Consider the following 12,802-nt stretch of genomic DNA (forward strand, 5'->3'; position numbering starts at 1 on the left):
TCCGCAGGTTCATTCCGCCGGCCGCGACACCTCCGCCTCACATCCGCATTACCGGCTCCACAGGCAGTTTATTCCCGCGAATCGGCCGCGAAATCAAAAATAAATCGGGAATGGAAGCGGGCTGAAACCGGTAAGACAGTCACGCGCAAACGCAATTGCCCTGCAGCCCGACAACCCCGCGCGCGTCCATCCACGAGGAGACCGTCATGCCGACCACCCCCGCGCCGCTCTCGCGGCGTCATTTCCTGAAGCTGGCCGCGCTCGGCGGCGGCGCCGTGTTCGCCTCGGCCCTGCCCGGCTGGGCCGCGGGCCAGGCGGCCGGCCACGCCGACTTCTTCTTCGTCCAGCTCTCCGACGCCCATTGGGGCTTCGAAGGCCCGGCCATCAACCCGGACGCGAAAGGCACGCTGCCCAAGGCCATCGCCGCCGTCAACGCGCTGCCCGCCACGCCCGATTTCGTCGTCTTCACGGGCGACCTCACGCACACCACCGACGACCCCGCCGTGCGCCGCGCGCGCATGCGCGAGTTCCAGCAGATCGTCGCGGGCCTGCGCGTGAAGCCGCTCTATCTGATGCCCGGCGAGCACGATGCGAGTCTCGACAACGGCGAGGCGTTTCGCGAGATCTTCGGCGCGACGCACTACACCTTCGACCATCGCGGCGTGCATTTCATCGTGCTCGATAACGTCTCGGACCCGGCGGGCCGCATCGGCGACGCGCAACTCGCCTGGCTCGCCGACGATCTCGGCCGCCAGCGCGAGGACGCGCGCATCGTCGTCTTCACGCATCGGCCGCTGTTCGATCTCGCGCCGCAATGGGACTGGGCCACGCGCGACGGCGCGCAGGCCATCGCGCTGTTGCAGAAGCACGCGAATGTCACGGTGTTCTACGGCCACATTCATCAGGAGAACCACACGATGACGGGCTCGGTCTCGCATCACGCCGCGCGCTCGCTGATGTTCGCGCTGCCCGCGCCGATGTCGCAGCCCAAGCGTCTGCCGGTGCCGTGGGACGCGGCCGCGCCGTACAAGGGACTCGGCTGGCGCAGCGTCGACGTGAATGGCGCGCCGGGCGCCTTTGCGCTCACCGAGGTGCCGATCCGCCAGATCGGCTGAACGCCCCGACATCGCACCACATCGCACGACATCGCACGAAAGCGAACGAAACCAGGAGACCACCATGCTGAAACTTCATCGTTTGCGCGCGCGCGAGCCGCGCCTTGCGCGCCGCCGCTGGCTCGCGCTCGCCGCCGCGACTGTGGGCGCCACGGCACTGCTGCGTGTGGACGCGCAGGCCGCGCCGCGCGTCATCCAGGTTCACGCGCGCCGCTTCGTGTTCACGCCCGATCACATCGCGCTCGCGCCGCACGAGAGCGTGGTGTTCGAACTCACGTCGCAGGACACGACGATGGGCTTTTCGATTCCGCAGTACGGCGTGCGCGCCGACGTGCCGCCCGGCAGCGTCGTCAAACTCGCGGCCACGGCGGGCGACGCGGGCACCGTGCAGTTTCTCTGCGACATCTTCTGCGGCTCGGGCCACGAGACGATGAACGGCGTGATCGTGGTGGGCTGAAAGAGCGGCCGGTGCGACGCAGCCGCTTAAAAGTCCTCGGTCCAGTAACCGGGCCGCGAATACACCGCCTTCAGATAGTCGATGAAATAGCGCACCTTGGCCGGCACATAGCGCTGCTGCGGATACACGGCGAGGATGTCGTAATCGGGCAGCGCGTAGTCGTCGAGCACGGTCTCCAGTTCGCCGCGCGCGAGCTGGGCGTCGATCTCCCACGTGGAGCGCCAGCCGAGCCCGAGCCCTTCCGTGACCCAGCGGTGCAGCAGCTCGCCGTCGTTGCAGTCGAGATTGCCGCCCACACGCACGGTCGCGAGCTTGCCGTTGCGGCGGAAATACCAGCCGCGGTTTTGCCCGCCTTGCAGGTTGAACGCGAGGCAATTGTGGCCCGGCAGATCTTCGAGCGCCTTCGGCCGGCCGTGCTTGCGGAAATATTCGGGCGTGCCGCACACCACGCGCCGGTTCGAGGCCAGCTTCACGGCGACGAAATTCGGATCGACCGAGCCGCCGATGCGGATCGACAGGTCGTAACCCTCGCGCACCAGATCGACCACGCGGTCGGTCAGGTTGAACGAGACCTGCAACTCCGGTTTGTCGGCGAGAAAAGCGGGCGCGAGCGGTGCGACGTGCTTGCGCCCGAACGCGGCAGGCGCCGAAACGATCAGATGCCCGTTCACCACGCGCCGCCCCGCCGACAACTCGTTTTCCGCCTGCTCCCATTCCGCCAGCAGCCCGCGGCAGCGCTCCAGGAACGCGGCGCCCTCTTCGCTGACCACGAGCCGCCGCGTCGAGCGGTACATGAGCTTCACGCCGAGGCGCTTTTCGAGCGCGTCGATCCGGCGTCCGAGAATCACGGGCGACACGCCCTCCTCCAGCGCCGCCGCCGCGAGGCTGCCCGCCTCCGCGACGCGCACGAAAGTCTCGATCTGCTTGAAGCGGTCCATCGCCTGTCTCCTCGTTGTGTCTGCGCCGCCTGTCCACTCCCGATTCATTCCATACTTTTTGTATCGGAATAAGCGACCCGGACTGATCTTATCAAACCTTTCCTGCGAGCCTACAGTGATCCTCAAGCGCAGTATTCATCGGCCTGTTCAGGTCATCGCAACATTGAGGAGACATTTCATGGCCAAAATGAGAGCCGTCGACGCCGCCGTGCTGGTGCTCGAAAAAGAAGGCATCGACACCGCTTTCGGCGTGCCGGGCGCCGCCATCAATCCGTTCTATTCGGCGCTCAAGAAAGCCGGCGGCATCACGCACGTGCTGGCGCGCCACGTCGAGGGCGCCTCGCACATGGCCGAAGGCTACACGCGCGCCGCGCCGGGCAACATCGGCGTGTGCATCGGCACCTCGGGTCCGGCGGGCACCGACATGATCACGGGCCTCTACTCCGCCCAGGCCGACTCGATTCCGATCCTCGCGATCACGGGTCAGGCGCCGCGCGCGCGTCTGTACAAGGAAGACTTCCAGGCCGTCGACATCGAGTCGATCGCCAAGCCCGTCACCAAGTGGGCGGTGACCGTGCGCGAGCCGGCGCTGGTGCCGCGCGTGTTCCAGCAGGCCTTCCATCTGATGCGATCGGGCCGTCCGGGTCCGGTGCTGGTCGATCTGCCGATCGACGTGCAGCTCGCCGAAATCGAATTCGACATCGACCTGTACGAGCCGCTGCCGGTCTACAAGCCGAAGGCGTCGCGCAAGCAGATCGAAGCCGCGCTCGAACTGCTCAACGCGAGCGAGAAACCGCTGATCGTCTCGGGCGGCGGCGTGCTCAACGCGGCGGCCGAAGACCTGCTCGTGCAGTTCGCGGAAACCGTGGGCGTGCCTGTGATTCCGACGCTGATGTCGTGGGGCGCCATCGCCGACGACCATCCGCTGATGGCAGGCATGGTCGGCCTGCAAACCTCGCATCGCTACGGCAACGCGACGATGCTCGCCTCCGACTTCGTGCTCGGCATCGGCAACCGCTGGGCCAACCGTCATACGGGCAGCGTCGAGGTCTACACGAAGGGCCGCAAGTTCGTGCACGTCGACATCGAACCGACGCAGATCGGCCGCGTGTTCGGCCCGGATCTCGGCATCGTCTCGGACGCGAAGGCCGCGCTCGAACTGTTCGTCGAAGTCGCCAAGGAATGGAAGGCCGCGGGCAAGCTCAAGGACCGCAGCGCATGGGTGGCCGACTGCCAGCAGCGCAAGGCCACGATGCATCGCAAGACGCACTTCGACAACGCGCCGATCAAGCCGCAGCGCGTCTACGAGGAAATGAACAAGGCGTTCGGCCGCGATACCTGCTACGTGAGCACGATCGGTCTCTCGCAGATCGCGGGCGCGCAGTTCCTGCACGTCTACAAGGCGCGCAACTGGATCAACTGCGGCCAGGCGGGCCCGCTCGGCTGGACGATTCCGGCGGCGCTGGGCGTGCGCGCGGCCGATCCGACGCGCCCCATCGTGGCGCTCTCGGGCGACTACGACTTCCAGTTCATGATCGAGGAACTGGCCGTGGGCGCGCAGTTCAAGCTGCCCTACGTGCACGTGCTGGTGAACAACTCGTATCTGGGCCTGATCCGCCAGGCGCAGCGCCAGTTCGACATGGACTTCTGCGTGCAGCTTGCGTTCGAGAACATCAACGCGCCGGAAGTGAACGGCTATGGCGTCGATCACAAGACCGTGGTCGAAGGCCTCGGCTGCAAGGCGCTGCGCGTGTTCAAGCCCGAGGAGATCGCTCCGGCGCTCAAGCAGGCGCAATCGATGGCCGCGGAGTTCAGCGTGCCGGTGGTCGTCGAAGTGATTCTCGAACGCGTGACCAATATTGCAATGGGCACCGAGATCGACGCGATCAACGAGTTCGAGGAACTCGCCGAGAAGCCGGAGCACGCGCCGACGGCAGTTGCTCTGCAATCCTGATGAATGGACGTTTGATTTTCGCTGCGCTTCCTTAGTGCTGACGTAGTGCTTCCACCCGCTTTTCGCGCTCAGCCCTGATGCGCGAAAAGCGGACGCTCCCACCCTGACCGACCCGCGAGACACACATGCCGAAATTCGCCGCGAACCTCACCATGCTGTTCAACGAAGTGCCGTTTCTCGACCGCTTTGCCGCGGCCGCCGAGGCGGGCTTCGACGCCGTGGAATTCCTGTTTCCGTATCCGTACAAGGCCGCCGAACTGGCCGAACGCCTGAACGAGCACGATCTCAAGCTCGTGCTGCACAACCTGCCGGCCGGCAACTGGGAAGCCGGTGAACGCGGCATCGCCTGCCTGCCCGATCGCAAGGGCGAATTCAAGGAAGGCGTAGGACGCGCGATCGAATACGCGAAGGCGCTGCGCGTGCCGCAACTGAATTGCCTCGTCGGCATTCCGACGGCGGGCATCGACCGCGACACCGCGCTCGCGACCATCGTCGAGAACCTGCGCTACGCAGCGGGCGAACTCAAGCGCGAAGGCATCCGTCTGCTGGTCGAGCCGTGCAACAGCTACGACATTCCGGGCTTCGCGCTGAACCGCTCGGCCGAAGGCCTGGACGTGATCGAGCAAGTCGGCTCGGACAATCTGTTCCTGCAATACGACATCTATCACATGCAGCGCATGGAAGGCGAACTCGCCGCGACCATCAAGAAGCAGTTCGCGAAGATCGCCCACATCCAGCTCGCCGACAACCCGGGCCGCAACGAGCCGGGCACGGGCGAGATCCACTATCCGTTCCTGTTCGATCTGCTCGATACGCTCGGCTACGAGGGCTACGTCGGTTGCGAATACAAGCCGAAAGCGGCCACCGTCGACGGTCTCGGCTGGCTGCGCAGCGCGCAGCAACGCGCCGCCGAACTGGCCTGATTTCGCCCGATTGCGCCTGATCTCGCACCGCACATACATCGACACATCGAACCGCATTCGACTCAACTGGAGACAACACAGATGGCAAAGATTGGTTTTATCGGCCTCGGCATCATGGGCGCGCACATGGCGCGCAACCTTCTGAAGGGCGGCCACACGCTCGCCGTCAACGGCAAGTATCCGGTGCCCGACGATCTGCGCACGCAGACGACCGTGGTCGCCGACTCGACCGCCGTCGCGCAGGTTTCGGACGTGATCATCGTGATGGTGCCGGACACGCCCGACGTGCAGAACGTGCTGTTCGCCGACGACGGCGTGGCCAAGGGTCTCTCGGCCGGCAAGCTCGTGATCGACATGAGCTCGATCTCGCCGCTCGAAACGCAGCAGTTCGCGAAGCAGATCAACGCGCTCGGCTGCGATTATCTCGACGCGCCGGTCTCGGGCGGCGAAGTCGGCGCGCGCGACGCCACGCTGTCGATCATGGTCGGCGGCCCGGAGAAGGCCTTCAACCAGGCCAAGCCGCTGTTCGAGATCATGGGCAAGAACATCTCGCTCGTCGGCGACAACGGCGCGGGCCAGACGACCAAGGTCGCGAACCAGATCATCGTCGCGCTGAACATCGAGGCCGTGGCCGAGGCGCTGCTGTTCGCCGCGCGTTCGGGCGCCGATCCCGAGCGCGTGCGCAAGGCGCTGATGGGCGGTTTCGCGTCGTCGCGCATTCTCGAAGTGCATGGCGAGCGCATGACGAAGCGCACGTTCAACCCGGGCTTCCGCATCGAGCTGCACCAGAAGGATCTGAACCTCGCGATCGACGGCGCGCGTAAGCTGGGCATCGCGCTGCCGCACACGGCGAGCGCGCAGCAACTGTTCAGCGTGTGCGCGGCAAACGGCGGCAAGGCCTGGGATCACTCGGCGATGATCCGTGCGCTCGAAATCATGGCGAACTTCGAAATCGCGCAGGCACCGGAAGCGCAGGCGAAGGCGGCCTGAGCGACGCGTGACGGCACAGGTTCCGCAACAGGGGAACGATGAAGTCGACGTGAACCGGCAGGCGATGCGTGCGGAGCCTACGTGCGCATCGCCCGTCGAACAAAAAAGAACGAGCAAGAACGATAAGAAACACCTGCGGAAGCACGCATACGCATTCAGGCTGGCGCGAAAGACACGACAACGTCAACGCGATAACGTCGAAACGACATCATCGACGCAACAACATCGCGCGCGACAGCCATCGGTGGGGCGCTTCGTGGCGGCGGCAACCGCTGCGAGGCAAATCGGGGCCGCTCTGGGCTGAGGGCGGCCAGTGGGGTCCGAAAGCGGCACTCGGCGACGACGGGGAAGCCTTGGTCGGTCAGACGTCGTCACCGGGTGTCCGCCTGTCGGATGGCCGCGCCCTGCCCTTGCACGCGGCCCTCGCCCCTGCGCGCGCGCAACGCCCGCGCCGCGTTTCACAATCTTTTACCTCCTCGCGCTGGACGCTTTCGCATCCGCGTTTCTAGAATCGTGCTTTCATTCGTGTGTCACGCCGGCAGCGCAAGGTGAACGCGCAGGTCAACGCGCAACTGGCTGCGTGGTCACTCAATCAACCCCCAGCACGTGAGGAGTCTGATCGATGGGCATTATCAATTTCATCAAGGAAGCCGGCGAAAAACTGTTCGGCTCGGCCTCCGCGCCGGCGCAAGCCGCCGAACCCGCCGCCGCACCGGCAGCGAATCTCGCGGACCTGAACCAGAAGGCCGGCGACGCGATCGCGGCCTATATCCGCTCGCAGGGCCTCGACGCCGACAATCTCGGCGTGACCTACGACGGCGTCTCGCACACCGTGACCGTCACGGGCAACGCCGCCGATCAGCCCACCAAGGAAAAGATCCTCGTGGCCGCGGGCAACGTGCAGAACGTCGACAAGGTCGACGACCAGTTGACCGTCACGAATCCCGCGCCCGAAGCGCAGCATCACACGGTGGTCTCGGGCGACAACCTCTGGAAGATCGCCGAAAAGTACTACGGCAGCGGCGCGAAGAACGACGTCATCTTCCAGGCGAACACGCCGATGCTCACGAGCCCGGACAAGATCTATCCGGGTCAGGTGCTCGTGATTCCGCCGCTGCAATAAGCCACGCGGCTGAAAAAGAAACGGGCCTTGCGGAGCGATCCGCAAGGCCCGTTTTTCATGGTGCGCGAGTCAGCGCAGCGCCGCCATCCGCTGTGATCAATACGTATCGAACACGCGCTGCAAGGCATCCTTCTGCGTGTCGCCCGCCGCGAGCGCGAGCATCAGCAGCACACGCGCTTTGTACGGGCTCAGCGTGCCCGCCGAAACGAAGCCGAGCGCGTCGTCCTTCGCCGCGCCGTTGTGCATCACGTGCCCCGAGCCCACGCGCGACGCGCGCACCACGGCCACGCCTTGCGCCGCCGCATCGGCGAGCGCCTGCTGGAGCGTCGCGTGAATCGAGCCGTTGCCCGTGCCCGCCACGACGATGCCGCGCACACCCGCGCTCACGAGCGCGTCCACGGCGATGCGCGACACGCCCGCATAGCTCGTGACGATTTCGACCTGCGGCCACTGCGCGGCTGTTTCGTCGACAACCGCGAACGGCGTATCGAGCGTATGCGGACGCAACGCGCGGCGCTGGAAGTCCACACGACCGTCCTGCACCCAGCCTAGCGCGCCGATCTCGGGCGACTGGAACGCATCGACCGCATAGGTGCTGATCTTCGCGACATCGCGCGCGCAATGCATGCGGTTGTTGAACGCGACGAGCACGCCCTGACCGCTCGCCTGGCCGCTCGCGGCGACCGTCACGGCGTTGAGCAGATTGAGCGGACCGTCCGCCGAGAGCGCGGACGCAGGCCGCATCGCCGCCGTGAGAATCACCGGCTTGGCGTTTTTCACGGTCAGATGCAGCAGATACGCGGTTTCTTCGAGCGTGTCGGTGCCGTGCGTGATCACCACGCCGTCGATGTCGTCGCTGGCGAGCAAGGCGTTCACGCGCTGCGCGAGCGTGGCCCAGAGCGCGAAGGACATGTCCTTGCTGTCGACGCTTGCGACCTGCTCGGCATGGATCTGCGCGACGGCGTCGAGGCCCGGCACGGCGGCCAGCAGCTGCGCGACGCCGATCACGCCGGCCTGATAGCCCGCCGTGTTGGCCGCGTCGGGCGCGGAGCCGGCGATGGTGCCGCCCGTGGCGAGCACCGCGATGCGCGGCAGCGCCGAAGCGCCGGCCGCGTTCTGGGAGGAAGAGGAGGTAGTCATGGCGGCGATTTTAAGCGATCCGCCCGGCGCCGCCATCGGGTCCAATAGCCGGGTCCAATAGCCGGACCCAATACCCGGACTTCGCGCACGCCCGTTCATGATCGGCGAACGCGCGCGATTCCGATCCTCAGACCACTTCGCGCAACTGGCTCGCGATCTGCTGCTCGGTCAGTTGCGGCGCGAACATCTCGATCAGCCTGTACGCGTACTGACGCAGGAACGCGCCCTTGCGCAGACCCACGCGCGTCGTGCTCGCCTCGAACAGATGCTGCGTGTCGAGCGCCACGAGTTCGCTGTCGCGCTTCGGGTCGTAGGCCATCGCCGCCACCACGCCCACGCCCATGCCGAGTTCGACATAGGTCTTGATCACGTCCGCGTCGATGGCGGTCAGCACCACGTCGGGCACCACGCCCGCTTTCGCGAACGCCTGGTCGATGTGCGAGCGGCCCGTGAAGTCCTGGTCATAGGTGATGATCGGATATTCGGAGACGTCTTCGAGCGTGAGATTCTCGCGGCCCACGAGCGGGTGCGTCTTCGGCACGACCACCACGTGATGCCACGAATAGCACGGGAACGTCACGATATCGGGGAAGCGATCGAGCGCCTCGGTCGAGATGCCGATATCGGCCTCGCCGTTGATGATCATCTGCGCGATCTGCTGCGGATTGCCCTGACGCAGCGCCAGATGCACCTTCGGAAACACTTCGCGGAACTGGTGCACGACCTTCGGCAGCGCATAGCGCGCCTGCGTGTGGGTCGTCGCCACGACGAGGTGGCCGCTGTCCTGATCGGCGAACTGGCGCGCCACGCGGCGCAGGTTCTCCGCGTCGAGCAGCATGCGCTCGATCAGCTGATGCACGGCCTTGCCCGGCTCCGTGAGACCGGTGAGGCGCTTGCCGCGTCGAATGAAGATGTCGACGCCCAGCTCGTCCTCCAGATCCTTGATCTGCTTCGAGACGCCCGACTGCGACGTGTAGAGCACGTTCGCCACTTCGGTCAGGTTCATGTTCTGCCGCACGGCCTCGCGCACGAAACGCAACTGCTGAAAATTCATGTTCTTCTCTCCGACTGCCGACCGTTTATTGACGTTTTTTAGTGTAGTGGATGCGCGGCACGCCGCGCATCGTTGCGCCGATTATGCTGATTCAGCTTATTGCGCCGCTCATTGCGCCGGGAATACGCGCAAACCGCGCGGTACCGCCGTCACGCCGTCGCCGACCGAAAGATCGAGCGCGCGCCAGGCCTCGCGGTCGAGTTGCGCTTCGAGCGCGCCGCCCGTGCGGCTTTCAAGCTCCACGCGCACCGACCCGCCCAGCGTCACCACGCGCCGCACGTCGACGACGATGCCGTCGCGATGCTGCGCCGCGTCGCGATGCAGCACCAGATCGTGCGGACGCACATAGGCGAGCGCCGGACCTTCGAAGCCCGCCTGCACCGAGATCGGCTGCGCCGCGCCATCGGCGACGAAACCGCTTGCGTTCACGCTGCCGCGCAGACGGTTCGCCGCGCCGAGGAACTCGTAGACGAAGGCCGTCTGCGGATGATCGTAGACGTCCTGCGGGCTGCCCACCTGCTCCACGTGACCGTGATTCATCACGACGATGCGATCGGCCACTTCGAGCGCCTCTTCCTGATCGTGCGTGACGAAGATGGTCGAGATATGCAGATCGTCGTGCAGACGGCGCAGCCATCCGCGCAGTTCCTTGCGCACCTTCGCATCGAGCGCGCCGAACGGCTCGTCGAGCAGCAGCACCTTCGGCTCCACGGCGAGCGCGCGCGCCAGCGCGATACGCTGACGCTGGCCGCCCGACAGCTCGGACGGATAGCGCTGCGCGAGCCAGTCGAGCTGCACGAGCTTGAGCAGTTCATGCACCTTCTCGCGAATCACGGCTTCCGACGGACGCTCGTTGCGCGGCTTCACGCGCAGGCCGAACGCCACGTTCTCGAACACCGTCATGTGACGGAACAGCGCGTAATGCTGGAACACGAAGCCCACCTGACGCTCGCGCGCGCCCACCTCGCCCACGTCCTGGCCTTGCAGCACGACCTGACCTTCATCGGCGTATTCGAGGCCCGCGATCACGCGCAGCAGCGTGGTCTTGCCGCAGCCCGACGGTCCGAGCAAGGCGACCAGTTCGCCGGCCGGAAAGTCGAGCGAGACGTTATCGAGTGCGGTGAAGTCGCCGAAGCGCTTGTGCAGATTGCTGACGGTGATGCCCATGATTACAGCTCCTGTTGCAGCGATTGACGCGCGGCGCCGGTGCGGGGCGCGGGTTGCGAATGCGTATGAGTGGCCGTCGATGCGGGCGGCGGACCGGCGAAGGCCGGCACGTCGTCGTCGCGCAGTTCGGCGGACATATGGCGTTCCGCGAGCAGCTTGAGGCCCAGCGTCACGAGCGCAAGCAGCGCGAGCAGCGACGCCACGGCAAAGGCCGCCGCGAAGTTGTATTCGTTGTAGAGAATCTCGACGTGCAGCGGCATCGTGTCGGTCTGGCCGCGAATGTGGCCCGAGACCACCGAGACCGCGCCGAACTCGCCCATCGCGCGCGCGTTACAGAGAATCACGCCGTACAGCAGGCCCCAGCGGATATTCGGCAGCGTCACGCGGCGGAACATCTGCCAGCCCGACGCGCCCAGCACGTGCGCGGCTTCTTCTTCGTCGGTGCCTTGCGCCTGCATCAGCGGAATCAGCTCGCGCGCGACGAACGGGAACGTCACGAAAATCGTCGCGAGCACGATGCCCGGCACCGCGAAGATGATCTGCACGTTATGGTCTTCGAGCCACGGACCGAACCAGCCTTGCGCGCCGAACATCAGCACGTAGACGAGACCCGAGATCACCGGCGAGACCGAGAACGGCAAGTCGATCAGCGTGGTCAGCAGCGCCTTGCCGCGAAAATCGAACTTCGCGATCGCCCACGACGCGGCGAGACCGAAGCCCAGATTGAGCGGCACCGCGATCGCGGCCGTGATCAGCGTGAGCTTGATGGCGGCGAGCGCGTCGGGATCGGCGAGCGATTCGAAATAGAAGCCGATGCCCTTCGAGAGCGCCTGCCAGAACACCGCGACGAGCGGCACCACAAGGAACAGTGCGAGAAAGGCCAGCGCGATGCCCGTGAGCAGCCAGCGCACCCACGGCGCTTCGGTCACGGGGTTCGGACGGCCTGCCGGAATACGGCGTGCATTCGTGCTCATTGCGCACCTCCGGCGACGGCTTGCGTAGTCTGCGTGGTGGCAGTGGCATTCGGCGCACGCGGCGCGCCGCCACCGCGGCTCGTGCGGCGTTGCAGGTACCACTGCAACGTATTGATCAGCAGCAGCATCACGAACGACACGCAGAGCATCACCACGGCCAGCGCCGTCGCGCCTGCGTAGTCGTATTGCTCGAGCTTCGTGATGATCAGCAGCGAGGTGATTTCCGACTTCATCGGCACGTTGCCCGCGATGAAGATGACCGAACCGTACTCGCCCAGCGCGCGCGCGAACGACAGCGCGAAACCGGTCAGCAGCGCGGGAAACGCAGCGGGCAGCACGACGCGGCGGAACGTCAGCCAGCGCGACGCGCCGAGGCACGCGGCCGCCTCTTCCTGCTCGCGCTCGAACTCTTCGAGCACGGGCTGCACCGTGCGCACCACGAAGGGCAAGCCGATAAAGGTCAGCGCGACCAGCACGCCGAGCGGCGTGAACGCGATCTTGAGGCCGAGCGGCTGAAGATATTGACCGATCCAGCCGTTGCCCGCGTACACGGCCGCGAGCGAAATGCCCGCCACGGAAGTCGGCAGCGCGAACGGCAGATCGACGAGCGCATCGATCACGCGCTTGAACGGGAACGTGTAGCGCACCAGCACCCACGCGAGCAGAAAGCCGAACACCGCGTTGATGAGCGCGCCGCCGAGCGCGGCGGTAAACGTCAGGCGGTACGACGCGATCACGCGCGGCGACCACACGGCGCGCACGAACTGCGCCCAGTCGAGCGTGGCGGTCTTCAGAAAGGTGGCGGCGAGCGGGATCAGCACCACGAGGCTCAGATAAGCCACGGTGATGCCGAGCGTCACGCCGAATCCCGGCAGCGCGCCTGGCTTGCGTAATCGGAACGTCGTCATGCTGTATCTCTTCACATGGGTTGCGCGTTGTCTTGCGCCGAAAGGCGCGCCTCGTTGGG

General features: G+C 65.8%; 12 protein-coding genes. 6 read left to right on the plus strand and 6 right to left on the minus strand.

Going from position 1 to position 12,802, the window contains the following annotated elements; all coding sequences use genetic code 11:
* The first annotated feature begins 206 nt into the window (after positions 1-206).
* Positions 207-1,115, plus strand: coding sequence for a metallophosphoesterase (locus U4Y88_RS31195; RefSeq protein WP_321788667.1), 909 nt, complete (start codon positions 207-209; stop codon positions 1,113-1,115).
* Positions 1,116-1,179: 64 nt separating this feature from the next.
* Positions 1,180-1,572 carry a cupredoxin domain-containing protein gene (locus tag U4Y88_RS31200; RefSeq protein WP_310631620.1) on the plus strand — a complete coding sequence of 131 codons (393 nt, stop codon included), beginning with the start codon at positions 1,180-1,182 and terminating at the stop codon, positions 1,570-1,572.
* 26 nt (positions 1,573-1,598) lie between these two features.
* On the opposite strand, the gene U4Y88_RS31205 is transcribed toward U4Y88_RS31200, so the two are convergent.
* Positions 1,599-2,510: a substrate binding domain-containing protein gene (locus U4Y88_RS31205; protein ID WP_224007247.1), complete on the minus strand. Its 912-nt coding sequence runs from the start codon at positions 2,508-2,510 to the stop codon at positions 1,599-1,601.
* A gap of 178 nt (positions 2,511-2,688) precedes the next feature.
* Between U4Y88_RS31205 and gcl the strand changes: the two genes are divergently transcribed.
* The 4 genes from gcl (at position 2,689) to lysM (ending at position 7,500) form a co-directional block, all read left to right on the plus strand.
* Entirely contained in the window at positions 2,689-4,464 is a 1,776-nt protein-coding gene (gene gcl, locus U4Y88_RS31210) for a glyoxylate carboligase (protein ID WP_224007246.1), read from the plus strand.
* Between the two features lie 125 nt (positions 4,465-4,589).
* Complete coding sequence (gene hyi / locus U4Y88_RS31215) at positions 4,590-5,387, plus strand: hydroxypyruvate isomerase (protein WP_310631618.1); 798 nt, start codon at positions 4,590-4,592, stop codon at positions 5,385-5,387.
* 66 nt (positions 5,388-5,453) lie between these two features.
* Positions 5,454-6,377 (plus strand): 2-hydroxy-3-oxopropionate reductase, encoded by a 924-nt coding sequence (locus U4Y88_RS31220; RefSeq protein WP_356788760.1) that lies wholly within the window; start codon positions 5,454-5,456, stop codon positions 6,375-6,377.
* Between the two features lie 622 nt (positions 6,378-6,999).
* Positions 7,000-7,500: a peptidoglycan-binding protein LysM gene (gene lysM / locus U4Y88_RS31225; protein ID WP_321788669.1), complete on the plus strand. Its 501-nt coding sequence runs from the start codon at positions 7,000-7,002 to the stop codon at positions 7,498-7,500.
* A gap of 96 nt (positions 7,501-7,596) precedes the next feature.
* On the opposite strand, the gene U4Y88_RS31230 is transcribed toward lysM, so the two are convergent.
* The 5 genes from U4Y88_RS31230 to cysT form a co-directional block, all read right to left on the minus strand.
* Positions 7,597-8,640, minus strand: coding sequence for an asparaginase (locus U4Y88_RS31230; RefSeq protein ID WP_321788670.1), 1,044 nt, complete (start codon positions 8,638-8,640; stop codon positions 7,597-7,599).
* Between the two features lie 127 nt (positions 8,641-8,767).
* Complete coding sequence (locus U4Y88_RS31235) at positions 8,768-9,694, minus strand: CysB family HTH-type transcriptional regulator (protein ID WP_310631616.1); 927 nt, start codon at positions 9,692-9,694, stop codon at positions 8,768-8,770.
* A gap of 108 nt (positions 9,695-9,802) precedes the next feature.
* Entirely contained in the window at positions 9,803-10,861 is a 1,059-nt protein-coding gene (locus U4Y88_RS31240) for a sulfate/molybdate ABC transporter ATP-binding protein (protein WP_224007234.1), read from the minus strand.
* 2 nt (positions 10,862-10,863) lie between these two features.
* On the minus strand, positions 10,864-11,835 hold the full coding sequence (cysW, locus tag U4Y88_RS31245) for a sulfate ABC transporter permease subunit CysW (RefSeq protein ID WP_224007231.1): 972 nt from the start codon (positions 11,833-11,835) through the stop codon (positions 10,864-10,866).
* Positions 11,832-12,743, minus strand: a complete 912-nt coding sequence (gene cysT, locus U4Y88_RS31250) for a sulfate ABC transporter permease subunit CysT (RefSeq protein ID WP_321788672.1) — start codon at positions 12,741-12,743, stop codon at positions 11,832-11,834. Before cysT ends, cysW begins: the two co-directional genes overlap by 4 nt.
* Positions 12,744-12,802: the final 59 nt, after the last annotated feature.

It is taken from the genome of Paraburkholderia sp. J94 (assembly GCF_905220285.1).
Classification (GTDB): domain Bacteria; phylum Pseudomonadota; class Gammaproteobacteria; order Burkholderiales; family Burkholderiaceae; genus Paraburkholderia; species Paraburkholderia tropica_A.